We start from the raw sequence: 26,537 nt of genomic DNA on the forward strand, positions 1-26,537 counted from the left end.
TTATAGTTCGGTTTGACGATGTAGAACTCAGTTGAAGTGCTAGTAGTTCCGTTTAGTTGAAGTTCTCCGAAATATGAATAACGAAAAATCAAAACTTTTTCTATCGATGTTTGTTCATTAAAACGTCCGTATAAATAGACTTTGTACTATTTTTGATATTACTTTTATCTTCCGAAGATTTTCATTGTCTTTAGTTCAGTCAGAACGCTCCCTTCTAAAAATTTTCCAATTTTGAAAAGTGTTTACTATTGCGGTTTAAATAAACAGTGTCTAATATACTCTTAATTTATGAGTTTATTAAACATTGAGTAATGTAATGCTGTTAGGCTACGCTCGTGTGAGCACCAAAGATCAGAAACTGACCCTCCAAAAAGATGCGCTACGTTCGCATGGATGCGAAAAAATCTACACCGACAAAGTGAGTGGAGCAAAGGCGGAGCGACCAGGATTGGATCGGATGTTAAGGAATGCTCGTGAGGGAGATACTATTGTAGTGTGGAAGTTAGACCGACTGGGACGATCGCTCAAGCACCTGGTCGAGCTAGCAGAAGAATTAAGTCAGCGTGGAATTGGATTGAAGAGCTTAAATGACCCCATCGATACCAGTACCGCTCAAGGTAAGCTGGTATTTAACATCTTTGCTGCCTTGGCAGAATTTGAGCGAGGGATTATCAGAGAGCGCACCAATGCAGGGTTATCTGCTGCTAGAGCCAGAGGCAGGATGGGCGGGAGAAGACCTGGACTTTCTGAGGATGCCCAAAGAAAGGCAAGAGTCGCTGAAAGTCTTTACAAAGAAGGAATGCCCGTTAACCAGATTGCCAAGGATTTGAACATCTCAAAAGCCACGCTCTATAAGTATCTGCGGTTTAGAAAGGTGGATATTGGTAAGTACGAAAAGCAAACATCTGGAGGTTGAATCTCATTTGTGCAGCAAGCTGCTGGACAATTAGAATATGGGGTAAAGCTAAGGAAGCTACCATAAGTGTCAAGTGGTTTTGAAACTATTGCTATAATTAGCTTTTAAGGATCGAAATCCTCTTAATGCGATCGCTAAAATACCTAGTTCAAAAGTTCTCTTAAGAGGTAGTGTCAGAACTTTTGAGGTAAAAATCAGCTAAATTTATGTCATTTTTGCATTGGTTTTTAACAAAATTTCAATAAGTTCTTATTCCAAAGTAAAACTGAGAACTTTATATTTTTGAGTTGGCACTTATGGTAGCTATCTTAGTTTTATCTCCGCGAATTTTGTAGGTAGGTGCAACGCTATCGAATACCTGCTGTAGCTCCTCCTGGCTTAAATACTTGATTGTGCTGCCAACCTCGCGCTTCTCCCGTGGTGCTTTTACTCCGACAACGGGATTGTCCTTGACTAGTTTTTCCGCCATCAACTAAGTATTTGCGGTATTCGAGAATATTTTCCTTGATAACTCAAGCAGGATAAAGCTATCGCTCTCTACACCAAGAGAAAAACCCAGAGGTGCGACTGCGATAGGTTTTAAGCGGATCAAGACTGGCATTACCATCAGCAATAGTTAAGTTAAGATATCTCTCAAAACAGTCCCGCATTGCCTTAACGGTAGGGAGAGTAGAAACTATAGGTAGATTTCGGGGGCTAGACAGAGAACCGCGTTCGCTATAATTGGATCGTTGAATTGCCATTGATTTAAATAGAGTGCCTGTAACAAGCTTACAGCGTAATGAGCTTGTACTTTAGACTCCTCTCCACCTTTGTATAGTAAGTAATCTAACTACATCAAAGTTTCAGGATTTGTTAAAATAATGTTTGGATTAAATCAGTGGAGGTAAGCCAAATGAAAGAGTGGACTAAAAATGTGGTCAAAGGAGCTGCTAGTACTGGCGGAGGATCTGCTGGTACTGCTACAGGCAATTTCATTGCAGGTCTTGCTACCACCACTGAATTAGTAAAAGCAGGTACAACCACCATGACAGTGACAGGAATATTAGGTAATCCTGTCACTATAGCTGTCCCTTTAACGAATGCTATTGTTACAGCTCCAGCTTGGGCTCCTGTAGCAGTAATCGGCGGTACAATTGTGGGTGGAGCAACAGCATTGTGGGCAGCTAATAAGGTACTGAACAAAGTTTTTGACGATGAGTAGTGTTTGTATTTTGCATGATTATCAATTCTAAAGGTCTGTCTGCTTAATGGGCTAGAACTTTTGAACTAAGCCGAAGAGTCACCCCTTCGACTCGGCGGAAATAGAAGGTTCTCCCGACGAAGTGCAGGGTGAAATCATTGTGCTTTTGTCAACCCCATTTTTAGCCCTTTTTAATCGAAATTACTTATCAAAACATTGCCTAGTTTGAGTCCTTTTAGGCAATGTTTTTCTCACAATAGATGCTATCAAAAAAACATTTATGTAACTTATCTATTGGAGATCGCTAAATTGGGAAAGTTCAATCTCTATATCCCTTGCAGAATAGGCGTTGTAGAGACAGGCTGCACCATATCGCAGCAACCTTCTATTTCCGCCGAGTTGAGGGTTGGATCTGTGCGATTGCAGAATGACTCGGAAAACCGCAGCACCAGTCTGATCGATACAAAGCTTTACGAGATAAATGAAATTTATGAAATAATTCTTCATGACAAGAAGGTGTTTTAGGTAGCTTCTTATACTGATTTAAGCTATTTTGGAGTCGAAATATATCTCAATTCATATTGTTTTGATTTAGGATTTATGACAGACACTTTAGCATCTGGATCTGAATTACTTAGAGATGAGTCCCTCTTGAGTATTAACGACTGCTTCTTTCTTATCTTACAAGGGGATGGGAATCTAGTGCTTTACTACAAATTGAATGGAGGAGGAGTATATCCTTTGTGGGCATCAGATACCGTGGGTATACCTAGTGATCGTGTAAAGATGAGAGAAGATGGAACCTTTGGGATCTACAATGGTGATTCTGAAGTTAAGTCATTTGGTGCACCTGGAGGGTCTTCAAGATTGGTAATGCAAGGGGATGGAAATCTAGTTGTTTATCCTGATTCAGGTGCTCCCCCGACATTTGCATCAGGAACGAATCAACCAGCAATTCCAATTCCGCAGGATATCAGAAACGCACTAGCTGGAATAATCGAAGGTCGTATGTGGGATGAATTATCGACGCGAGATTTTCAAGCGAAAAGTAGCCAAACACATCCAATCGAGCTTTGCAGTCCATTGGGGTGTACTGAAATCGGCTCATATACCAACGAACAAGAGTTCACAGGGAAACTTCAAGATCCGTTTGATTTAGATATATACAGTATGTATGTGAGAGTGAGTATGGATCTCGCTGGAAAAAAACCCTTGGTCGGGTTTGATTTTGGAATAACTACATTTATTAATGGAGAAGCTAAAGGAAAAATCCGTAATGTAATTGCTACTGGTTCAAAAGCGAAGTGTTCCCTTGAAATCAGAAGTAATATTGAAGCAGAAATAGATGTTTGTAATTTAAACTGGGTTTGTCAAGTCAAGAGTTTGACGGCAAAAATCTCTAGACTGAAGATAAGTAACGATATTCTAGATCAATTTAGTGGTTTTCTAGAGAAAAAGCTTAACGAAAATATTAACACTAATGATTTAATTGCAAGAATAAACTTTGCGCTTTTAAAGGCATCAAGTAATCAGGCACTGCCAGATTGGATCTCTCAAATATCTCAATACAAATGTATTATTTGCAGTAATTTCTTGCTTAAAACAGATATACAAAAAAGAGAAGAAACTTTTGAAGCTACTTTTGAAGCTAATCCCCAGGGTAACTTTGTTGAAGAAGGTTTTGAAACTTATCTTTTACCTCTTAAAGCCCAAATAAATTCTGTCGAAATCTGGATCGAATCTAATTCAAAACCCGAACAATGTGCTAATCGAGAGCATCGGACTATAGCAAATGTGTTTGAAGTTGATAATGAAGACAGTTCGCAAGATATTGATCTGGTAATACCAGACTGTCAATGGATTACTCTTGAAGAGTTAGAGAAATTTATTCTAAGACCTGGTAAAAAATACGGCTACAATATCAATTCTGAAGGATTTGATCCAAATGAGACGATAACTGTAAAAGTGAAAATAGATTATTCTATAATACCATAGTTCTCAGCGATAAGTACCATATTTTGGCATTCGAGTAGCAAGTGTACCGAAAACCACGCTAAGGCTGTAATCGCCTCATAGCAAAGGTTTCAAAAGCTGATTTTGTGATCGCCAATTTGGATCAATTGAACTAAAGATTATTTGGTACAGAAATTCATGACGAGATTTCAATGGTTTGAGGGGTCTAATTTCCGACAGGTTTAATTGGTACATCAAATAATTTCTCTTAGCGGGGTTTATTGCACAGTTGCTACTCGTACCCCAATTCCTAAAAAACATACTCTCCAGCTTTCGTAGGAAAGCCCAATGATAAGATAATCTTATAAACATTTTTAAGGCTGCCTGAAGCCATCAAAAGATAAGCACCCCTTATCATTTCTCTCTATTCTCTGGTTAGGTTCTTGTTGCTTTTCTCTTGTCCTTGCCTTATTCGTACTGGAATTAGATTATCAAGTCGAACACAAATACCCGTTTTCCAATGTGAAACATTTGTCGGTTGTACGTAGATCATCATCTGCCGAGGATTTTCTTGAAAATAACTTGAATGAGGATAGTCTTGTAGTACTAGCACTTCAGCATTTGATAGGATCGATCTAAATTCTTGTTTTTCTTTTTCTTCCAGATATAGGCGTAATGCTAGGGAGGCTACCATAAGTGCCAAATGGTTCTGAAACTACTGCTATAATTAGCTTTGAAGGATTGAATACCTCTTGATGCGAGTGCGTCAATTATCAGTTCAAAAGTACTGATTTGAAGTAGTGTCAGAACTTTTTAGATAGAAATCAGCTAAATTTATGATTTTTTGGCATCAGTTTTTAACAAAATTTCAATAAGTTCGTATTCCAAAGTCAAAAAGAGAACTTTATATTTTTGACTTGGCACTTATGGTAGCTTCCTTAGCTTTACCCCATTATGATGAGAGATCGTCTAGGGGTTATTTTATCCCAACCAGGGCAACCCCTCCAGTATCAGCAAACGACTCTTACTGATGTTCAGGAAATAGATCGCACCTTTGAAGATTTGTATGCTAATCTCAGTCCCTTTTTAGTTCCTGCTGACCCTTTACAACCCAATCAAACCTTCTACAATTGGTTAATTCGCCCTTTTGAAACTCAACTTCAACAACAGCAAACCAATACTTTAGTCTTTATTTTAGATGGTGTAATGCGTGGTATTCCCGTTGCTTCCCTTCACGATGGCGAACAATATCTCATTGAAAAATATAACCTCGCTTTAACACCTGGATTGCAATTACTCACATCTCGCTCTTTAACTTCTGCAACTTTACAAACTGTTACGGGAGGTTTAACCGAATCTCGTCAGGGTTTCGATCCCTTACCCCATGTAGAAACCGAAGTTACAGAAATTGCTACTTTAGTCCCTTCGGAAATTTTACTAGATGAAAAGTTTACCCGCGATCGCATTTATAGCACAAGTTGCCACTAAACCTTATCCCATAGTGCATCTAGCTACCCACGGACAATTCTCTTCTCGTGCAGAAGATACCTTTTTACTTACTTGGAGCGATCGGATTAACGTTAAAGATTTAGACCAATTATTGCAAGAAAGAGACTTTGCTGAAGATACTCCTATCGAACTCTTAATTTTGAGTGCCTGTCAAACCGCAACAGGAGATAAACAAGCAGCACTAGGGTTAGCAGGGGTAGCCGTGCGATCTGGAGCAAGAAGTACTATAGCTACATTATGGTCAATCCAAGACGATTCTACCGCCGAATTAATGACCCAATTTTATCGAGCGTTAAAAATCCCAGAGATTAGTAAAGCTGAAGCACTACGCCAAGCACAACTCAGTTTATTGCAAAATCCTCAATATCAGCATCCTTATTATTGGTCGGCTTTTGTCTTAGTCGGTAATTGGCTTTGAAAGACGAAAAAGAATGATACAAATAATTATGCAAAGCCAATTTTTCTATGACATCAATTGAGACAATGCTAATCTTCTTGGGGATAACCTATTTGGGGATAATCTATTTGGGGATAACCTATTTGGGGATAACCTATTTGGTGACACTCTTCTTGGTGATAGCCTTCTTGGTACAATTCTTTGTGAAACTATTATCTCAGACGGCACAATCCATAGCGGAATTTGCTGGTTAATATAAATCCCAATCTGTAATAAACACAAATATTTTATTGAATTTTTTAATCGATTTTTCATTATTCATTTGTGTTCCCTTGATAAATTAGGCTATTGCCGATCCACCATAAATGCTCAGTTACAGAAATCTTACGCTTAGAGTCGTACAGGTGCATACACCTATTATTATAATGAGGTTTAAAAAATACACTACACTAGCAGCCGTCACCCGATTGTAGGGAGGTAAGAGTATTTCTGTTTTTATCCAGAACTTAAAAACTTGGGTTGATATAGAGCTGCTAATTTTACTAGCATTGAAATTATGACTTATTCTTAACATTTAAATTATGACTCAATCAAATGATAGTGGAGCAGTTGAAAGGTTAGTCAATACAGTAATGGGGGTTAAAACTGAAGAGAAAAACCGCCCCCTAGCTAAACAAATAGTTGTTACGACAGAGCTAGACCTAAAGGCAATTTTAATTTATAAATTAGGAACTATTCTGCAAATAGGCATCATGATTCTAGCTTTCTGGGGAATGGAAAAGTTGGTAACTGTAGTGGATAATAACTCTTCTTTGCCTCATTGGTTAGGCACATTATTGACCGCGCTATTTTTTACGTTATTGAGTATTCGTTCGCGAATTTTTTCTCTATTAGATAATACTCGTTCTCGCCAGACGTATGATGATGTAATCAGACCTAAATGGGCTCCTCCACCTTTTGTTTTTGCTCTAGTGTGGATGACAATTGCCGTCTTGCGAGTAATCTCTTCTTTATTAGTTTGGCAGGAGATGAACCAACATTTTTTAGTGCTTCCTTTGGTGGCTTTTGTGGTGCATCTGGCTTTAGGAGATACTTGGAATACCATCTTTACTGTAGAACGGAGGTTAGGTGCTGCTGTTCCTGTAGTTATTTTAGGCCCTTGGTTATCGGCTTTAATCGTTACAATACTTTACTGGCAAATCGATCCCCTAGCAGGAATCATTCTAGCCCCTTCTTGTGTGTGGCTAACAGTAGCTGTTGTCTTAGTCTTGAGCATTTGGCAATTGAATGGAAAAGAGCCTCTATATCCTCTCAAACGAACATCTTTTGAGCAATGATATCCTGTCTAAAACTGACATAAATCTAACAATAACCTGAGTTCGGGATCGGAAAAGGGACAGGTAGTAAGCTGAAAATAACGACTTTCTTCAGTGAGCCTGTCCTAGGTATAGAATAGTAGGCAAAGTAATAAGTGATAAGTGATAAGTAATAAGTAATAAGTAATAATACAATTAAGCCTGACTTCATTTCCTTTTGTTTCGGTTTTACATTTATTTATGTGTACCTGCTGATTAATTTAAAATTAAATAAAATTAAATAGAGTAGTTTGTCAAATAAACGTAAAATCTAAATCAGATATTGTTCCAGTTTTTTACGAATAAATTAAACATGATTGCCATACTAGATAAAGAACCAACTACCTATGAAGGACAATTCGGCAAGTTTACTATTGACAAAAGCGATCGCGTTGGCGTGATAATATACCGTGGAGGACTGATTCTCGCTGCGTTAAGTTTTGCGATCGCTGCTAATTTGATAGTATCTCAAGGAGAGTCAGCTTTACCGCTAGTTACGCCTTTATTTGCTTTATTTTCCCTTGGTTTGGGTATTAGCTTATTAACCATTCATATTTACATGGTGGCTTTGCATCGCGTTTTACAGGCATTCTGGGCAATTGGTAGTATCTCAGCGATTGCGATTGGATTACAAGCAAACGAACCTTTAGTACTATACGTTTACAATCATCCCTTAACTTTGTTTGGGATTGGTTTTACCTTTGCTGCTTTAACAGGTATTTATTTTAAAGAGGCTTTTTGTTTTAATCGTTTAGAAACCAAAGTATTAACTCCTGTTGTTCCTTTTCTGTTGTTAGGACATATCAGTGGGTTATTACCTTTTGGTATGGAACAAGTATTATTAGCAATTTGGACAATTGGTTTCACTATTTTTGCAGGGCGTAAAATGGTACAGGAAATCGATCCTGATATTGGGGATAAGTCAGTATTTGACTATTTAGAACAACAAAAAGTCAGTAGCTAGTAGTTAGTTATTAATGAGGTAATGGTAGCAGATGTTATTGTAGGGTTTGCTCGCCTTACCCCTACTAATTTATTATTATCGATCCATAATTAACATAATTAAATTTACAGCAGTTTTCTATTAAGTAGACCACATTAAGAAATTTTTGTCAGAGGTCAGAAGATAGAGACAATATTGCTATGAATAAGAATAAATTATCTTCAACTAAAAATCGCAGTAAATTAGCTCTAAGCTATAGGCTATAAGCTATAAGCTTGGCAGTCAGACTGAAGCTCTCAATCCCCCTGACTGCTTACTCCCTATTTAAGGGAGGGGCATTAACCCTTTTTAGCTTAAAGTTTAAAGCTTTGTAAATCATTACGCATTCAGTAACACCATAGCTGGTTGTTGGCTCTTATCTGAGTTGTTGATTACTGATTTTTGATCGATGAATTATTTTCAACAACTTAAAAAAATAGCAACGAGTAACCCACAACTAATAACTAATAACAAGCCATATTATTAGCCCATTTCATGCCTAAAATTACCAACGCAAATTCAAGAATAATTTAAGTAACGAGTAGCTCGTCATTGAGTAATACCTCTACAGTTGCGGAAGAGAATTCCATAAATGAATTAGATTTTTTGATGCTTTTTTCATGAATGAGGATTGTGCGGTATAAAATTCACAGGGAAGCCCCAGATGAGAAGCACTTGGCTTGATACCAACTTCGGGCTTTTACTCATTACTCATTACTCATTACTCATTACTCATTCCTCATTACTCATTACTCATTCCTCATTACTCATTACTCATTACTCATTCTTCATTCCTCATTACTCATTACTCATTACTCATTACTCATTACTCATTCTTCATTCCTCATTCCTCATTCCCCATTCCTCATTCCCCATTCCTCATTCCTCATTCCCCATTGGGCTTGGTAAAATTAGCCAAATTAGCAATTATCCGACAAGATAGATGAAGTTATTCAACGAGCGAATATGTTATCCACCGTCGCTACTGTAGACACAGCTATCAACCGTTTTTGGGATTTGATTTCTGGAGTTTTATGCTTAAATCCTGCAACTTTTGAATCGATTAACAATTTACCTCTAGGTTTGGTTGCCAGTATTTTGGTAGTTTTACTCGCTGGAATGTCTCAAACTTTGGGTCAGGGCGCAATGCTATTTATTAATCGAGTGAAACCACTACGATTTTTCCTCTCAGTGGCGGTTGCAGCAGTCTTATTCGTCTTTAACTACAATTTTTGGGTTTTGAGTACTTGGCTAGTTGCAGGCTGGTTATTTAGTGTTTCTCTGCCTCTGGTAGAAGTCGTTAAAACTCTGGGATTTAGCTACTCTCCTTTGTTACTGGGCTTTTTAATGGTGATTCCTTATTTTGGAATGCCAATTTTAATTGTGCTGTCGATCTGGACGCTTTTAGCGATCGCCAAAGGTTTGGGAGCAATTTCCGATTTAGGAATTTGGCAAGCTTTTGAATGTTGTCTCGGTGGGTGGTTGGTACTGCAATTTTCTCAGCGCGTTCTCGGTAAGGCGATCGCAAATATTACTAATAAAATAATTGATTGGGTTGCAGGAGTCCAACTAATTACCGAAGCTAATTATTTAGAACAAATGCTCTATAGTGGTTTGCCAATACCTCCTGTTACTTCAGATGTTCCCAATTTATTGGGAGATTCACCAAAACAGAGTAACGAGTAATCGTGAATGGGCGTTGGTGATTTAAGTAATAACTAATAACTAATAACTAATAACTAACAACCAATAACCAATAACAGATCGATGTTAAGACGTATCATTCTAGTTTTACTCGCCCTAGCTATAGTTGCTTTTTTATCTCCAGCTAATGCTTGGTGGGTGCAATGGTATGCTTTCGTACAGAGCCAACTTTTAAATCTACTTCTGGATGGGGGTAGAATTATGGGAATTGCCCTAGTTTTGGCAGGTTTGCTAGCACCGTTTGAAGCTTTGGGCTGGTGGGCGGGTTGGTATAGTAGCGATCGCGATATAACTACTTTATCTTTTAATCGTACTGAATTTACAGCAACCCAAAAAATAGCTTCTACAGCACCTCAATATGTAGTTTATCTCGATGGTATTGGTAAAAGTTCTTTCAAATATTCGTTTCGGGTGGAGAAGTTTTTACAACGATTAGAGGATTCTTTAATGAAAAAAGATTACGTCTTAATCCAAGATATTATTCCCTATTCCGTATTCAATCTACCCTTAACTATTAACAGACCCCTCGCTAGTTTTTGGCAATGGATCGAACGCACAACCAAGCTGGAAGTCTTAATTTTGTTACGCAATATGTTCCAAGTAGCGGTGTCGGTAGATAGTCGCTATGGTCCAATATACAATCGCGGTACGGCACAGGTAATTATCGATCGCCTGTTAGCTTGCGGTTATCAACCAGGTGGTGGGGCTTTAATTACTTTAGTTGGTTACAGTGGTGGCGGACAAATATCTTTAGGCGCAGTACCCTATCTAAAAAAGGTTTTAGCTGCACCAATTGAAGTCATATCTTTAGCAGGAGTAATTAGTGGCAACACGGAAGTAGCTCAAGTAGAACATCTTTATCATTTAGTAGGGGAAAAAGATTTAGTCGCTAATCTGACTCCTTATTTGTTTCCTCAAAGATGGTCACTTATTTCTTGGTCGAATTGGAATTTAGCCAAAAGTCGCGGTGAAATTAGCTTTATTTCCTTGGGGAAAGTAGGACATGACTCGGCAAATGGTCCTTTGGATGAAACAGCCATACTTGCTGATGGTTGCAATCATTTAGAAAAAACTTTGGGAATTGTACTGCGTATCTTAACTCGCGCTGATGGCAAAGAGCCTTATCCTGCTGCTATTTCTGATGCTCAAGCAATTACAACTAAAGTCGTTAGTAATTATGCTAATTACGTTCGAGCAAATTTTAATCAACCTGATTATTACCCGATTGAACAGTCTTATTCTCAAGATTATTTACCCGTAGGAAAATGGTTAGGGCGTTTAATTTTACCAGATGTTAGCGAACGTTCTCGCGTTGTTGGAGTTTATTTTGAAGTACATCACGCACCGCCAGAGCAACAAGATTTGATTGGTAAAAAAGTATACTTGCGTTGGAGCGATCGCCCATATCTTCAAGCTTATGTGAATCAGGTTAAAACCCGTATCGATTTTTCCCCACAAGCTTATAAAAGTGTTGCTAATGGTATAGTGCATCCTACCCGTTTAAATCACTGGCGACGGGTACAGGCTCTAGAATCTTTAGCTGGTGCAAGACCTAATGATGATGTCATAGTGTCATTGAAAGGCGTAGAAGTAGTCAGAGAATCGAATATTAGTCTATACATCACCCGCGAACCAATTGTGATTACGGGAAAGTATTACGCCCTAATAACTGTTGTCGAGTTATTACCAAACAATTGCGCCATTGTACGACACTATAATCCTGTTTCCGAGCAGTTTGACGGTAGAGAAGAAACTGTTTATTTTCCCCAGGTAGTTAGCGATCGCAATGAAGTTTTACCTGCTACGATTAATGACATTACCAAATCTACTTTAAATAAAACAGGCTGGTATATCTACGGTGCCAAGAATATCGAAGGTATATTTACTGTTAGGGCGATTGCGCCTCATGCTTTATTTAAACTAGAGCCAGCCAAAGTTATCTCTGGAGTACGAAAAACCAACAATTACATCCACAATCAATATTGGCAGCAAGTAAAACAAAAAAAAGGACAAATAGATTCAATATTATTAAATCCCCGTAACCTGTCAGAAACAGAATCGATCGACTCTTTCGCTGAAGGCGATCGCTTATTACTTTTACATACTTTTGGCGGTATTGGCGGAAATAAGCGTGAATTTGCCCCTCTAGGAATATTTTTCGGACATTTTGCTTTCGGTTTAGCCAGAGTAATTTGCGAACCACTGACCCAAAAACTCTGCTTTAAAATAGGTTATGCTCAGGTCTATACCCAAAACACAATAGGGATTATTGCAGGTAGTTTAGACTGGACTAATTATACAGGCGATCGTCAATTTGGTTGGTTGGGAACTCGTCCCATAACCGATATTATCGTTAAGCTAGATGTCTTTGATGAATACAATTTTGGTGGTTTACATCGCTTTCCTCTCAACGCTATCGCCTACCAACTAGATCGGATGATGGCACGTTACCGCACAGGGGATGGTACAGGAGCGACATTTGTGGGACCAGCTAACTCTTGTGTGCAAGATTCTTGTCAGGCTCTTTATCAAGCAATTAATATGACCTTGACTGAAATAAATAATAATGCTCAAATCAAAGACTGGATCGCCACTCATCCCCAACATCCACAGACTCAAAGATTACAACGTCTAGTAGCCTTAAATAAAGACATTGAAGCTAGATTAATACCCTGGCAAACACGTACTGATTGGGTCGATCCCTTTCAATCTTTAATTGGCACTCGTTTAGCAGATCGTCCCGTGACTACTATAGTTAATGCTTTGACTAGCTGGCGATCGCTATTACCCCGTTTGGCTAATGATGTTTTAGCCCAAATCTTTCTCAATCACGGCGCGAGCTTATGGTTGCTGCAAACTTATCAGGTAGGTGGTTGGGATGAAGATATTGAACCTATCGCACCTACAAAGTTATGGATTTAACAAGATGAGTTTGATAAAGCTCTAAATCTTGAAAAAGTGAGGAGTCAGAGTTCATAATCTTCTCTCTCTATCTGCCTTCACACAACTTTTAAACTTTGTATCTCAACAGAATTTAGTATCATTATCCCGTTTACTAATTTACTTTTTTCTTGTCGATCGATCTTAAATGAATCATGACACAAAAGCGCGTATATACAAGACAAAATTAGTAAAGCTATAGCAATAAATTATTATGCAAATAAGTCCAATAGTTCACTATCTTCTTAAAAGATTCACCTTTGACAATACAGCAACCAGTATCAGCCAGTTAGTAAAAGCTTACTTTTACTATTAATAATCAACTTTTAATTCCTTGAATTTTGGTAATAATTGCTCAAAAGCCAAACCACGATGGCTAACTTTATTTTTAGTTTCTGAAGACATTTCGGCAAAAGTTTGTTGTTGACTAGGAACATAAAAAATAGGATCGTAACCAAAACCACCATCACCACGAGGTTCGCTTAAAATTTCTCCGTGACAGATACCTTCTGTTTGTAAAACAATCGAACCACTAGGACGAGATATTGCGATCGCACATATAAATTTAGCCTGGCGATTTTGATTATTTCCTAACTCTTTCAACAGTCTATTTATACGATCTAGATCGCTTTTTCCGTATCTTGCAGAATAAATTCCTGGCGCACCATTTAAGGCATCAACAGCCAATCCCGAATCATCTGCGATCGCCCATTTATCTAAAGCTTTTGCTACACTAGAAGCCTTGAGAATAGCATTTTCTATAAAAGTCACGCCAGTTTCTTCAATTTCTAATTCAGCAGGTTTTAAAACTAATTCCCAATTTAATCCTGTCAGATATTCCTGCATTTCTTGTAATTTTCCAGGGTTACTTGTAGCTACAATTAATTTTTTCATAATTTATTGTTAGTAGTTGGTTGGTAGTTGTTAGTAGTTAGAGCTTACTGAATAAATAAAAAACTTTTGTTTAACAATACTTTTAAGTTCATTAAAGGTATCTGAATTATCCAAAAATCGACTCTTTTCTCTTCACGATCTTGGTCGAATTAAGCATGGAAAATCCAAAAACCAAGATATTATCAGCCTTTACCTAATTACTCATTACTCATTACTCATTACTCATTACTCATTACTCATTACTCATTACTTCCTTAATCCTCATCCTTCATCCTTAAAAAAAGAATCCCCAAAAGATAACTCTTGGAGACTAAAAGTTTAATAGTTTTGCTAACTATTAACTAATGAAAGATATTAATTAAGAGAATCGTCTTGACCGAAAATTTGAGATTTAAGAGCATGGAACTCAGTTTTTAGTTCTTGACGGTTAGATTCTTTCCAGAGATAACGATAGACAAACCAGACAGTATAACCAAGCCCAATCAGTTCAAACAAAGGCGACAGTAAGGGAAAATCATTAATAGCACCAAGAACCGCCAAAACAAGTCGAACTGCAATTATTGCTAAAAAGAAGAGCAGTAAATTAACTAATTGTTTTTCGTACTTGGAGATAAATTCTCCAATGTAATCAAACATCTTTGATAGAAAATCAGAGCCAATTGCCAACCATTCTTCTACTGGCTTTTCTGCAGGAGATGGTTTAGGAGTAATTGTACCAGGGGTTTCAGTGCTTAAACCAACGTTGCTAGTAGTTGTTTCTTGAGTTGTTTCTTGAGTTGTTTCTTGAGTTGTTTCTTGTGTTTCCATATCTTATATAACTCCTTTTGTGAGATATCGTATTATAACGATAGTTAGTCAGACAATAGCAGAAGCTAGTTACCTAACAAACTTTTGCTCATATTATCAAACAGTTTCTCTTGATTTCCCATACTACCGAGATAACTATTAATACTTCATAAAGAATACTGTTTAATGATGTGAACTGCAACTAGGCTAGGCTGTTAATATAAATAGCAGATTTTTTCGCTAAAAAACATTTCAAGATGTTTACATTAAACTGCCATTGCTGGTTTTTTATTCTCTGTTGAGCTTAAGTTAGAAACACCTTGACGACAGAATATTTCACAAGAGTTATTAGGACTTTCAATTAACTTAACTTTATCTAACTCTGCGCCTAATTCTTTGATGGGAGAGCTTAAAGTTTGAGCAATGTAAAGAGCAATGTTTTCTGCTGTGGGTACAACTTCAGCAAAATAAGGAATATCTTTGTTCAAGAAAGTATGATCCATTGGTTCCACAACCAACTCATCAATAACCCTTTGTAACTCTCCTAAATCCACTAGCATTCCAGTACGAGAGTCTATTTGACCGACAACACTAACTTCTAAATGGTAATTGTGTCCATGACCATTAACGCGAGCGCATTTACCATAGACTTCGGTATTTTCTTGTAAGCTTAATTCTGGCTTTGCTAGACGGTGGGCTGCGCTAAAGTGAGTTTTGATAGTTAAAGCGGATTCCATATTATTTCCTCGATAGTTTGCCCAAAGTTCAGGGCTTTCGTATAGCTGAATATCTACTAGGGGTAAGTGGGGTGCTAGTTTTTGCCAAATTACTCTAGCAATGTTTTCTGTAGTGGGTAGAGTTTCACTAAACTCTGACCAAGCATCGTTAAGATAGCCATAGTCTAGTTGGCTGGTAACTTCTTTTTTAATGACTTTTTTGACTGTAGAAAGATTTTCTACCATGCCATACTGGTCTAATTCTCCTTCTAAAGAAACATACAGTACGTAATTATGTCCATGTCCAGGGAATCGGCTACAAGCACCAAATAGACGTTGGTTTTCCGCTTCGTCTAATTCAGGTAGCCAATAGCGATGACTGGCAGAAAATTTAGCTCGGCGATTAATAATACATTTCATGAATAGAGAATTTGAGTACTTGCTGAATGTAAAGTTAAGTAAAGGTGCTTCTGTTTCCAGGATAAACTAATTTCGGATTTCTGTTTAAGCTATTTGGGTAGTAAAGGTAGAGAAGAACTATCGGGTTTGGTTGGAGAAGGCTGTTTATTACCTCCCCACACTATCGGTAAGCTCAAAGTTCCTAATAGCATGATTAACCCTGTAACAATCCAAATAATCAAGCGATTAGGACGATAGTTGACTTGTTCAATTTGCCAGTACACTTGATTGTAACGAAAAGCTGCCAAAGCCATAATAATAATACCTACGATAATTAAGCTAATACCCAATAATTGAGAATCAAACAGAAGGTTATTTTGTAATGAATTAGGACTACTAGCAGCTTGGGACTGTTGCAGAAATAGCCCAAAACGAGCGATCGCCATTCCAAAACCAATTAAAGATATCGAAGTCCGTAACCAAGCTAAAAATGTCCTTTCATTGGCTTGATGTTCTCTCTGACGAGGGTTCTTAGGTGGTTCTGTCATTATTAACTATGGTTTTTAAGAAGTTTCAAATATTTAATTCCCAGTTTCTCAAGACAATGTATTCAGGAGATAATGGTAGTAGATATTAATCCTCTAGGAGTATTTGAGGTATGAACAAGCAACTTCTCAAAGCGTATCTCGATTTAATTCAAGAATTGTTAAGTTGTCCCAGAGGAGAAGAATGGATACTACTACGACAGAATGAAGGATTGGTTAATGGCGAATTGGTAGAGGTGATGGAACACGTTGCCAATCATTTAACCACGGAAGGAAATATCAAAGCAGCTAAGTATTTGCACAACTGGGCGGGAAAACTGCATCATATTTTGACAGAAAATGTTCCTCTTCCTGAAAATAATAACGATAAAACCCAAGCCTATATTGAACTTATCCAAACTCTCCTAAATTGTCCTGAAGGTGCGGAAGAATCGATTTTAGAGGCACATCAAGATTTAATAGGGCCAGGATTAGTTAAGGTGATGAAGCAGGTTGCTAATCAGATAGCAGCCGAAGGCAATGAGTCAACAGCCAATTTTTTGGCTAATTTGGCAACAGACTTAAACCGCACTTGGCTCAAAAATCACGAATTTAAACCAACTCTCAAAAAAGAAATTGCTCTCGATCCTTGGTTTGATGAAGCTGCTCCCTCACCAGATTTATCTACAACAGAAACTCAACCAACTGATTTAGAAACACCAATAATTGAAACAACTGAAGAATCGGCAATATCTTCTTCTCAGCCTCAGATGGCGAACGAGCAACAACTGATACCACAGCTAAAAGCGATCTCTGATTCTTTGGTGCGTTTAGAAACAACCTTAGCCTCTCGACTACAACCAATAAACCCTCTATGGTACATGGATGTTCTCGAAAAAGCGGAGGCTGCTAACTGGATACTAACCACTGATGAAGTGGAACATTTAATCGGCACGAAACCCCATTGTTATCATGATGAGACTACTTATCACAGAGGTATTTGGGTATTTATTAAAGCAGGAAAAATTGGCGCACAAACGGGCTGGCAAGTTACAAAACAAGATAGTTAATAGTTGGTAGGGACGCAAGAAAACCTGCGCCCCCACAGAATTAATTGCTACTAACGAGGGACATAAGCAAAGGGTGATGACTCAAATTGAATTCGAGTTCCTGAATACTCCAACTCTGAATCGAATTCAGGGAACGCGCCCTGACAAAGTTCTATTGTGTTATCGAGAGTAGACTTTTTGACAAGCTGGTAATAGTTCCTTTTTCGCTAGATAATCATGAATCTGATTGGATTTCAGATTGCAGATATCTTTAGCTACTTCATGAACGTTGAGATTCTTAAATAAGCTGTCAGTCATCGCTTCCCGCATCATACCAAGAATCTGTGGTTCTGCCACGATGACTAAATGTCTTGCTTGATGAATCTGAATCAGATTGCCCATAGCACTGCTAATTTTATTAGCAAATCTTTTTTCAAATTCAATTTCATGGTTTTGGCGATGGTCATCGTAGCCGTGAGCTTGACCGTTTGAACCCTTATTCCGTCCAGTTTTTGTATTTGCCCAAAGCTCTTGACCATGAAGTTCTCTAGTAGAATTAACTAGACATTTATGTTCGATCAAATTGGGACTAGATTCATATTCCGATGTTGCTGCTGAATCCAAAGTGAAAAAACGCGCTTGAGTTCCATTGATAACTGCAACGGCAAATTTACCCATAATGTACATCTTGCAAAAGTTTTCTGTGCTTCGATCCTATCAAGAGAATTGTCTTCTGCCTGACAATCGCTAATAAAGCTTAAAGTTTAAAGTATCGTTATGATTTAATTAAATAATCATGGCTTCTAAAGCTGTTTGTAAATCTTGGGTTAATCGAGCAACAGACTGTTTTGCACCCCGACGATTTTTTTGGTAGGTAGAAAAGCGATCGCTGATATTAATCGGTTCTCCAATAGTTACTCTGCTCTTACGCCATCCCAAGCGGGGACGACGAGGATTTTTTGTACCTTTAATTCTAGCGATCGCATCAAATAAAATCAAGGTGGTTTCCGCAAATCTTTCAAAACAAGGTTTTTCTTGAATATGCGTACCTGTCACTGCGACAAAACTTTCTACCAAACGCATATTTAGCATTCGTAAATCGGCTTCTGCTGCAATCCAATCTCTTAACCCCCGTTGCACAGGAGATAAATTTTTAAATTCTGTGGGTTCTCCGCGATAAATATAGTTCCAACCAGCTTCTTCTAAACGACGACAGCGTTCGATGATATTACCTTTTTTCTGTAAACCAAAATACTCTTCTCCTACTTGTAAAGAGATATCTAATAATTTTTGCAGTCTGAGAGTAAGATTTTCTTCTTGACTAATTCCATCTTGAGCTAAATCGGGCAAATGCCGATGATAAAAACAACTATAAAACTGTTCCATCTCACTCAGAAGATACTCCCCCAGTCTTAATAAACGTGGATAATATAATTCTTCTGGTTTTTCTGTGCTTATTACTGCTTGGGTAGATAAACCACAATCATTTTCTAGCTTACATAATAAGCGATCTAGCTTTGACCACTGAGGATTAATGTAGTGATACTGAATATTAATCGGCACCACTATTACGCTTTCCACACGGTTAGCTTTTGCCAAATCCTCTGCACACCAAAAAGCCAATTGAGCCACACCAGGTTCTAGAGGACTAACAATTTCACTATGACCATTAGTCGCACCTTCAGGAGCTACTACCAAAGGAAATTGACCATCAATTAATAACTCTCTGATTTTCTTAATCGCTTGTAAATCAAGATTTTTACCTCGATGTACGGGAACACCTCCGATTTTGGCAAACAACCAACCCAGCCAATCACCAGCCCAGATTGTCATTCCTCTGTCGTACATAAAATGACTGTGAATCGGAGCTTTTAAGGTAACACCTTGTTGGCGAGCAATCTTGGGTATGGTATGAGACAATAAATACAAACCGCTAAGGGGGTCGTCTACCTCACAATGACGAAAGGCTAAGATGAGGCGAATTTTTCCGCTCTGGAATTGATGATAAAGGTTAACTAAAGTTTCTCTGTTAACTGTTTCAATCTTACTAATTCCTGCTGGTAGCCAAGGTTGCAGGCGTAATCTTTGTAAGATAGGCAAAGACCAATTAACAAGACGAAGAATGTGAGGATTAAAGCTTGGGGGAATAAAATCTAGTTTTGGTTGGGCGCGCTGCATATTATCAGTTAACAGTTATCAATTATCAACTCCATTTTGCTCTGCTAGCTTACTACTTGCTACTTATTACTTATTTTTATATCTAAATAAGGATAAGTTAGCGATTCAACTTGCTGCCTTATAGAAACCATTTGAGAGCTAATTGAGCGCAAGTCTTTTACAGCCGTTTTCAATTGGATAGACGAGGACACGTGGCTTGCCAATCACGGATACCGCTTCCCTAAAGGACTCGCTCCGCATCGCGCATAAGGTTGCGATCGAGCCCGTGAGATGTCCGTTCCGCTGAAGATTGATTAGTTCGTAGACGGGCGGTATCCCCATCTCTTGACAATGTAAACTTTTGAGGAGACTTCAACAGCGTGATTGGATAAGCACAGGGTACAAAGCGCATCCCTCACGCTCAAAAGACACGCCCTCCTCTAAGCTTTAAGCTCTAAGCTTTAATTTTTTTGCACTATCGAATATGCTAAAGGGTCTACTATGCTTGAAAAGCGCAGTAAGTAAAAGTCGAAGAAAACAAAGATCGATCTTAGCTTTGGCGTGTTGAAGAAGTACTCTCAACAGCGCGATTATACAAGGGTCGGAAACCTCTGCGTATCTCGCGCTCAAAATTTTTAACTAGACTTTTACATCTGTCCATCCAAGCGTTTGAAAGTTCAATCACCCATCTAGCTTTGACTGGAATGAATCCTGATTTTTTCTTTTGAGATTTTGATGGTTTAGGGGACAATTTCCATCTAATCAAAGTCATAATAGAGAGAATAGTAAGTAATTATTACAATTGCTTGACAATAATCTTAAGTTTTTCTTTAGATTTTGTTTTTCCCTTAATTAATAGCAATCGAAAATTTACCAGTCTAGTAAAAGACAAATTTGCTTCTCTAAATTTATAGCATCAAATGGTTTTGAGATTATCCCTTGAACTCCTAAATTCTTCAGTTTTTGTTGTTCTTGTGTCAGGGTTTTTGCCGTTAGAAAAATCACAGGGATTTTTTGAGTTGAGATATTAGTTCGCAACTGTTGTAAAACTTCGATCCCGTCAAGAACAGGCATCATCACATCGAGAATAATCAGATCGGGTGACTTGCTTTGAGCCAAAGATAAGCCTTCTTTTCCCGAACAAGCGGTTAAAATTTTCCAGTTAGTTGTTACCTCAAGAGAAAATTCGACGGTTGCTCGAACAGTATCATCATCATCAACAATCAATATTTGCTTATGACTCATATGCTGTATCCTCCAAATTCTGTAGTGGTAAAGTAAAGTAGAAACTGCTACCTTCCCCGAAAGTGCTTTCCGCCCAGATTTTTCCCTGGTGTTGTTCGATGATTTGGCGACAAATGGCTAAACCCAAACCCGTTCCTCCTTTTTGTCGAGAATCTGAAGCATCGACTTGCTGAAAACGCTCGAAGATATCGTTTAGTTTATCTTTGGGGATACCTCTACCTCGATCTTGAACAGCAAACACAACTTTGTCATCTTGCTGTTCTACGATCAGGGAAACTATAGAATCAGGTTGGGAAAATTTAATCCCATTGCTGAGAAGATTAGTTAAAACTTGAATTATGCGATCGCCATTGGCATAAATCTCGATTTCCTCAGAGGAGACATCGAGGGTAATTGCTTCTTGCTTTGCTATCGTTTTCATAACATCTTTAGCTAGGGTAACTAAATCGACAGCATTAACCCATTCCTTAGATAATTGAATTCTCCCTGATTCCAACCGTTCTAGCTCCAAAATATCCCTGACTAAATTCATCAAACGTAAGGCACTGTTATAGGCGATTTTCACAGCTTCTTCACCTTTTTCTGAGTCAGCTTTGATACTTTTCTCTGATAATAATTGCAACATTCCTAAAATCGAAGTCAAGGGAGTACGTAGTTCATGACTGACGACGGAAATAAACTCATTTTTCATTCGTTCGACTGCTTTGCGATCGCTAATATCGCTAATCAAGGCAAAAAAACCTTTTACTTGACCTGATTCGAGCAGATGGGGAATGTACCTAATATCAACCCAACGAGAACCTCTTTCGAGCGAAGGAAATTCCAGGTCAAAACCAACTTCTTGTCCAGAAAGTACTGCATCCACATAGGGTAGAACTTGCTGGTAAACCTCATCTGGGAGGACGGAACTTAAGCCTAATCCTTCAATCTCTGATGAAGGTAGTTCAAACCAGTTTTCATAAGCTTGATTGCTAAAACGATAGCAGCGTTGGTCGTCAACGTAAGAAATCCAGGCTGGCATGGCATCGGTAATCAGACGCAGTTGCTCGGAACGTCGTCGTAGATTTTCTTCCGCCTGTTTGATTTCATCAATATCGATAAAGCTTAAGACCAAACCCTGACATTCACCTTTTTCGCTCCAATAGGGATTAATTCGCATGAGAAGATGCTTGTCTAATGGACGCAGCAACATTTCCTGTTCTGTAGGTTTTTGGTTGCTCAGAGCCTGTTGTAATAAATCAACTAGGTCGCAACAACTCTCCTGTTGTGGAGGACAGACTAAATTGTGAGACAAATCTGTCAAAGGACGATTTACATCTCCTTCTCTAATATTGATGGCTTTAGTGGCAGCAGGGGTGAATTTACGAATATTCAACTCTAGATCGAGAAAGACTACGCCAATCTCCGTACTGTACAGCAGATTATCTAGGTCATTGTTAAGTTCGAGCAATTCTTGAATCTTCGATTGATACTCGGCATTAACGGTATAGAGTTCTTCGTTAACCGAATGGAGTTCCTCGTTGGTACTTTGCAGTTCCTCATTGGAGGCAATCAGTTCTTCATTGGTGGCTTGCTGTTCTTCGTTAGTCGCTTCTAGTTCTTCAATCGTGGTTTGCAAATTCTCGCGGGTTTGCTGGAGTTCGTATTCTAGTTCCCCTAGTTGGTTGATTGTTTCGGCATTCACCTCAAAAGTTTGCTCTGATACTGTAGCGGTATGTAGTTCTTCCTTTTCTAGTAGCACAATGAAGAACTTTTCTTTCTGGGATTCGTTCAACTCTATGCCCACTTTGAGATTGATTGTCTGTAACTTATCTGATTCGGTTAACTTAATACCTGCATAAAGCACGGATTCTTGTTCCCGTTTGGCACGGTGTAAAGCTGTAGACAAGGGTAACTGTAATCGTGGAGGGACAATCGAAATCACGTCCAGATGAGCCTCTCCCAAGGGCAATCTGAGCAAATCTGCCCCATCGTAAAAAACCCGCAGCAGTTTGTTATCTTCACTCACCAGCAAGCAGGTAGAACGGCGATCTCCAAAACAAAAATTGAAGACCTGTCCCAGCACGCGATCTAATCGAGGCTGAACTCGTTTGAAACTTGCTGGAGATAAGGTTGGGGCAATTAGTGGTTCTCTGGTAATGGGTAACAAAGAGAGTTTATGGTCACGTTGTTTTTGATAAATTTTCCACTTGGAGTTAAGCGTTAGAAACTCTCCTTCCAACGCCCCTAGAACTTCCGCACTGCCTAAAAACAAAATGCCTTGAGATGCCAGAGAAAAATGAAGCATGCGCAACACTTGCTGTTGTAATAGAGGCTTCATATAGATCAGCACGTTACGACAGCTAACCAGGTTCATTTTAGAAAAGCCCGCATTTTTGGTTAAGTTGTGGGGGGCAAAAATGAGCAGTTCTCGCAATTGTCGCCGAACTTGATAACAGTCGGACTTATCGATGAAATAGCGTTCTAGTCGCTCGGCAGAAATATCTTTACGAATATTTGCCGAATAAATACCTTTAGAAGCAGTTTCTAGAGATGTACTATCAAGGTCAGTGGCAAAAATTTTGACACTTAAGGATTTATTGGCTTTACGCGCTGCTTCATCAGCCAACATCGCCATCGTGTAGGCTTCTTCTCCTGTGGCACAGCCTGCGACCCAAATCCGCAATTGCTGTTGTTCTTCCAAACTTTCCACCAGAGACGGAAAAACTTTAGTTTCCAGAAAGTGCCAGGCTTCAAGATCTCGAAAAAAACGAGTCGAACCAATCAAAAAATCTTGGACGAGTAGCTGACATTCTGATTCGGAACTTTCGAGGTAAGTGATATAAGTTTGAAGAGATTGATAGTTGTTGAGAGCGCAGCGATGATAAATTCTTCTGGAGAGAGTGCCAACTTTATACTGAGAGAAATCCACTGCTTCTTGATCGTTTAGCAACCCCAATACATGGTTAAGCTGTATCGGATCGATCAGATTTTCCGTAAGCTGTTCGGCTAAAGGGATGTTGAGGGTAATTCGGACAATTTCATAAATCGTTTGTGCTAAGTCGTGGGGTGATAGCACCTCATCCACCAAACCCGTTGGCAAAGCGTTGGCAGGCATCCCGCTAAATTGTGCCGTTTCTGGAGACTGAATCAGTGCCAGCCCCCCAGCTTCGCCAATTGCCTGTAATCCTTTAGTGCCATCGCTACCCGTACCTGAAAGCAAAACTCCCATAGCGCGATCTCTGTATTCTTGGGCTAAAGACTCGAAAAACATATCGATGGGAAAGTTGAGCCGTTCTGATTCTTGCCTGCGAAAGCACAGTTTTCCTGACTCGACGATGATATTGGTTCGAGGCGGAATGACATATACTGAATTAGGCATAATCTTCATGCCATTTTCGATCTTATAGACTCGAAGGGAAGTTTTGCGTTGCAGTAATTCTTGCATCAGACTTTTGAAGCGCGGTGAGAGATGTTGAATTACCACAAATGCTGCACCTATATCCTGGGGTATATTTTCAAAAAATTCTTCTAGAGCTTGCAAACCCCCCGCCGATGCCCCAATTCCCACCACAAAAAAGCGATGATCCTCAAAATCATTTCCTTGAGCCTTTCTGGTACTGTTATTGTGCTTTTCAGACATCAGCTATTATTTCTCGCTTAATCAAGCCCTATCACTAACTTAAACGGTAAGTTAATTCTTCAACTGTATAGTGCTATTAAACTTTACATGACATCAGAAAACTGGTTTTGTTGCTCTTGAAAAAGCTAAGATCGATCTTTGTTTTCTTCGACTTTTATAGTAATTTCAAAGAGAAACCATAAGTTACTTAGTACTACTTTTCATCCTTCATTCTTCATCCCTCATCCTTTTACCGATGTTGAACAACGTAAGGAAATTAATTGGAATGACTATACTTAAAAGACTTGCGCTCAATTAGCTCTCAAATGGGTTCTATAGAAAAAGTCTATAAATCAAATCGTGCGTTCGTGATTCGGAGGAATCCTCGTGCCGTGGTCGCTCGTCAATATCTTCTGCATCTTAAAATGTTGAAGCATTCATTACGATTTTTCTCAAATACACATTCTCATAATTCTGTCAATGCTAAACTTCTATCCGTTAGAACCAGATCCAGTAGAGGGAATAGTGAAACTAATAGTTGTTCCCTCCACCGCATTCGATTGAATCGATAAAACTCCTTGATGTGCATAGACAATCTGCTTCACAATCGCCAACCCTAATCCCGTTCCTCCTGCTTTATTAGACACAAAAGGTTCACTCAGTTTTGGTATCATCTCTTCTGGAATCGGACTTCCCTGATTATGAGTACTAAAACAAATAGATTCAGGTTTTCGCTCTTTAGTTAACCTACAGGTAACTACTTCTCCTGGAGTGATTGCCTCGCAAGCATTTTGTACCAAATTAATTACTATCTGCTTGAGCTTATTTTTATCCGCTCTCATTTTTATCTTCTCTGCTTGACAAATCAATCTAATCTCTCTTCCTGAAGTCATTGGCATTTGTCGTAATTCCCACAGTACCTCCTCTACGAACTGAGCTACTTCTATTGTCTCTAATTCTAGTTTTGGCGGTTTGGCATATAGAAGAATCTCTTTTAATAGCTCTAAGAGACGCTCTCCTTCTTCTCTTGCTAAAGTTATTCTCATGAGATTCCGCTTCTCAAGTTGGAGTTGCTTAAGAGCATTGAAACACATCATCATTGTGGTCAACGGATTCCGAATCTCATGCACAATCATCGAGGCGAATTGACCAATTGCTGCTAATTTCTCTTTTTCAATTAATTTCGCTTGAGTTTCTTTTAACTGCTTGGTGCGGATTGCCACTTCTGTTTCCAATGCCTGATTAAAATCTTGTTGTTGTTGATAGAGATTATAGTTATCTATCGCTATTGCTGCTCTTTCAGCAAATAACTGGGCAGTTCTCAATTCTTCTTCCCCAAAATAACGTGGCTGAACACAAAAAGAGCAGATTGTCCCGAAGGTCTTTCCCCCTGGAGTTTGTAAAGGCACTCCTAAATAAGACCGATATCCTTCGGGAGGTTGCCCGTATTTCGTTTGACTATTCGTGTCTTTCACCTGTAACGTTTTTCCTGTACTAAATACAGTATTTGTTAAAGTACCATGTAAGGAATAAATTTGTTCTCCCGCTCCTAAATCCAGACTGCTAGCTATGATTTTTTCCTTATCTTCCCAACAACAAGTAACTACAGACCAATCAAGACTCAGCAATTGGCTAAGTCCGCAGACAAGCTCTTTTAAATAGCTATCTAGTCCAGAAGCACGATAGCTCAATGTTGATAACATTTCCAGGATTCGTTGTGCTTGTTGCCATTGAAACTGGTCTTGATTTGAAGAAAGTGGCTGAACCATACGACTCGATCGAGGTTATTAATTAAAACTTACCATAATCATTGACATCCTCCCCCGTTTTGAAAACGGGGGAATCCCCAAAACAATGTTAGTTGCCTGACGGGGTGGTTAACACTTCATTGCAAACTGCTACCACTGGTAGACTAACACTTGCTCCATGTTCGTTTTTATATTGGTCGGATTGCCCACCCGCCCATCTTTTTATATTCTTGGCAGCGTTAAGATCTCTATCGTGAAAAGCGTTGCAGTACAAACACTCCCACTCGCGAACATCAAGTTCTTTTTTTCCTCCAGATTTGCCACAACAAGAGCAAATCTGGGAACTAGCGAAGATACTGTTGGCGAAAGTAATCATTTAAAGCTTCAAGAGTAATACCTACCAGTTAAGTAGTACAAAAGACTTAATAACCAAGAAAAAGAACTATGGCTTACTTCCAAGTAATACAAGGTGTCAGGTA

At 38.7% G+C, this 26,537-nt stretch carries 23 protein-coding genes; 10 read left to right on the forward strand and 13 right to left on the reverse strand.

The features are described from left to right. Positions 1 to 316: 316 nt before the first annotated feature. Positions 317 to 916, forward strand: coding sequence for a recombinase family protein (locus H1P_RS14040; RefSeq protein WP_144868192.1), 600 nt, complete (start codon positions 317 to 319; stop codon positions 914 to 916). A gap of 274 nt (positions 917 to 1,190) precedes the next feature. On the opposite strand, the gene H1P_RS14045 is transcribed toward H1P_RS14040, so the two are convergent. Both H1P_RS14045 and H1P_RS14050 read right to left on the reverse strand, forming a co-directional pair. Next, entirely contained in the window at positions 1,191 to 1,385 is a 195-nt protein-coding gene (locus tag H1P_RS14045; protein ID WP_144868154.1) for a hypothetical protein, read from the reverse strand. A 58-nt stretch (positions 1,386 to 1,443) separates the two neighbouring features. Next, on the reverse strand, positions 1,444 to 1,659 hold the full coding sequence (locus H1P_RS14050; protein ID WP_144868156.1) for a hypothetical protein: 216 nt from the start codon (positions 1,657 to 1,659) through the stop codon (positions 1,444 to 1,446). Between the two features lie 152 nt (positions 1,660 to 1,811). Between H1P_RS14050 and H1P_RS14055 the strand changes: the two genes are divergently transcribed. Together H1P_RS14055 and H1P_RS14060 are read left to right on the forward strand one after the other, a co-directional pair. Beyond that, entirely contained in the window at positions 1,812 to 2,120 is a 309-nt protein-coding gene (locus H1P_RS14055) for a hypothetical protein (protein ID WP_144868158.1), read from the forward strand. 579 nt (positions 2,121 to 2,699) lie between these two features. Next, on the forward strand, positions 2,700 to 4,094 hold the full coding sequence (locus H1P_RS14060) for a hypothetical protein (protein ID WP_144868160.1): 1,395 nt from the start codon (positions 2,700 to 2,702) through the stop codon (positions 4,092 to 4,094). Positions 4,095 to 4,476: 382 nt separating this feature from the next. On the opposite strand, the gene H1P_RS14065 is transcribed toward H1P_RS14060, so the two are convergent. Beyond that, entirely contained in the window at positions 4,477 to 4,746 is a 270-nt protein-coding gene (locus tag H1P_RS14065) for a hypothetical protein (protein WP_144868162.1), read from the reverse strand. A 260-nt stretch (positions 4,747 to 5,006) separates the two neighbouring features. On the opposite strand from H1P_RS14065, the gene H1P_RS37470 reads away from it, so the two are divergent. The 6 genes from H1P_RS37470 (at position 5,007) to H1P_RS14095 (ending at position 12,921) form a co-directional block, all read left to right on the forward strand. Continuing rightward, a complete protein-coding gene (locus tag H1P_RS37470) occupies positions 5,007 to 5,540 on the forward strand; it encodes a CHAT domain-containing protein (protein ID WP_222427055.1) in 534 nt (177 codons plus the stop codon). Further along, the gene (locus H1P_RS37475) at positions 5,494 to 5,979 is read left to right on the forward strand and encodes a CHAT domain-containing protein (RefSeq protein ID WP_222427056.1); all 486 of its coding nucleotides are present in this window, start codon (positions 5,494 to 5,496) and stop codon (positions 5,977 to 5,979) included. The genes H1P_RS37470 and H1P_RS37475 overlap by 47 nt, the downstream gene beginning before the upstream one ends. A gap of 560 nt (positions 5,980 to 6,539) precedes the next feature. Then, positions 6,540 to 7,295 (forward strand): TspO/MBR family protein, encoded by a 756-nt coding sequence (locus H1P_RS14075; RefSeq protein WP_144868164.1) that lies wholly within the window; start codon positions 6,540 to 6,542, stop codon positions 7,293 to 7,295. A gap of 331 nt (positions 7,296 to 7,626) precedes the next feature. Beyond that, positions 7,627 to 8,277 carry a DUF2301 domain-containing membrane protein gene (locus H1P_RS14080; RefSeq protein WP_144868166.1) on the forward strand — a complete coding sequence of 217 codons (651 nt, stop codon included), beginning with the start codon at positions 7,627 to 7,629 and terminating at the stop codon, positions 8,275 to 8,277. Positions 8,278 to 9,261: 984 nt separating this feature from the next. Next, on the forward strand, positions 9,262 to 9,981 hold the full coding sequence (locus H1P_RS14090; RefSeq protein ID WP_144868168.1) for a hypothetical protein: 720 nt from the start codon (positions 9,262 to 9,264) through the stop codon (positions 9,979 to 9,981). A gap of 81 nt (positions 9,982 to 10,062) precedes the next feature. Beyond that, positions 10,063 to 12,921 (forward strand): hypothetical protein, encoded by a 2,859-nt coding sequence (locus tag H1P_RS14095; protein WP_144868170.1) that lies wholly within the window; start codon positions 10,063 to 10,065, stop codon positions 12,919 to 12,921. 330 nt (positions 12,922 to 13,251) lie between these two features. Here the strand turns inward: H1P_RS14095 and rdgB are convergent, their stop codons facing one another. The 4 genes from rdgB to H1P_RS14115 all read right to left on the reverse strand — a co-directional run bounded on the left by rdgB (position 13,252) and on the right by H1P_RS14115 (position 16,282). Then, entirely contained in the window at positions 13,252 to 13,833 is a 582-nt protein-coding gene (gene rdgB / locus H1P_RS14100; RefSeq protein WP_144868172.1) for an RdgB/HAM1 family non-canonical purine NTP pyrophosphatase, read from the reverse strand. A gap of 354 nt (positions 13,834 to 14,187) precedes the next feature. Beyond that, entirely contained in the window at positions 14,188 to 14,640 is a 453-nt protein-coding gene (locus tag H1P_RS14105; RefSeq protein WP_144868174.1) for a CAAD domain-containing protein, read from the reverse strand. 245 nt (positions 14,641 to 14,885) lie between these two features. Continuing rightward, entirely contained in the window at positions 14,886 to 15,755 is an 870-nt protein-coding gene (locus tag H1P_RS14110) for a 6-pyruvoyl trahydropterin synthase family protein (protein WP_144868176.1), read from the reverse strand. Positions 15,756 to 15,844: 89 nt separating this feature from the next. Continuing rightward, positions 15,845 to 16,282 carry a YidH family protein gene (locus H1P_RS14115; RefSeq protein WP_144868178.1) on the reverse strand — a complete coding sequence of 146 codons (438 nt, stop codon included), beginning with the start codon at positions 16,280 to 16,282 and terminating at the stop codon, positions 15,845 to 15,847. Between the two features lie 110 nt (positions 16,283 to 16,392). Between H1P_RS14115 and H1P_RS14120 the strand changes: the two genes are divergently transcribed. Next, positions 16,393 to 17,328: a hypothetical protein gene (locus H1P_RS14120; protein WP_144868180.1), complete on the forward strand. Its 936-nt coding sequence runs from the start codon at positions 16,393 to 16,395 to the stop codon at positions 17,326 to 17,328. Between the two features lie 159 nt (positions 17,329 to 17,487). Here the strand turns inward: H1P_RS14120 and H1P_RS14125 are convergent, their stop codons facing one another. From H1P_RS14125 to H1P_RS37480, 6 genes are all read right to left on the reverse strand, one after another. Next, positions 17,488 to 17,985: a host attachment protein gene (locus H1P_RS14125; protein WP_144868182.1), complete on the reverse strand. Its 498-nt coding sequence runs from the start codon at positions 17,983 to 17,985 to the stop codon at positions 17,488 to 17,490. A gap of 108 nt (positions 17,986 to 18,093) precedes the next feature. Beyond that, a complete protein-coding gene (locus H1P_RS14130; protein WP_144868184.1) occupies positions 18,094 to 19,485 on the reverse strand; it encodes a lysophospholipid acyltransferase family protein in 1,392 nt (463 codons plus the stop codon). Positions 19,486 to 20,334: 849 nt separating this feature from the next. Then, entirely contained in the window at positions 20,335 to 20,709 is a 375-nt protein-coding gene (locus H1P_RS14140) for a response regulator (RefSeq protein WP_144868186.1), read from the reverse strand. After that, the gene (locus H1P_RS14145) at positions 20,699 to 24,331 is read right to left on the reverse strand and encodes a chemotaxis protein CheB (RefSeq protein WP_144868188.1); all 3,633 of its coding nucleotides are present in this window, start codon (positions 24,329 to 24,331) and stop codon (positions 20,699 to 20,701) included. Before H1P_RS14145 ends, H1P_RS14140 begins: the two co-directional genes overlap by 11 nt. 470 nt (positions 24,332 to 24,801) lie before the next feature. Beyond that, the gene (locus tag H1P_RS14150) at positions 24,802 to 26,079 is read right to left on the reverse strand and encodes a sensor histidine kinase (RefSeq protein WP_144868190.1); all 1,278 of its coding nucleotides are present in this window, start codon (positions 26,077 to 26,079) and stop codon (positions 24,802 to 24,804) included. Between the two features lie 88 nt (positions 26,080 to 26,167). Continuing rightward, positions 26,168 to 26,434, reverse strand: a complete 267-nt coding sequence (locus H1P_RS37480; RefSeq protein WP_222427058.1) for a zinc ribbon domain-containing protein — start codon at positions 26,432 to 26,434, stop codon at positions 26,168 to 26,170. Positions 26,435 to 26,537 lie beyond the last annotated feature (103 nt).

This window comes from Hyella patelloides LEGE 07179 (genome assembly GCF_900659865.1).
Lineage (GTDB): Bacteria > Cyanobacteriota > Cyanobacteriia > Cyanobacteriales > Xenococcaceae > Hyella > Hyella patelloides.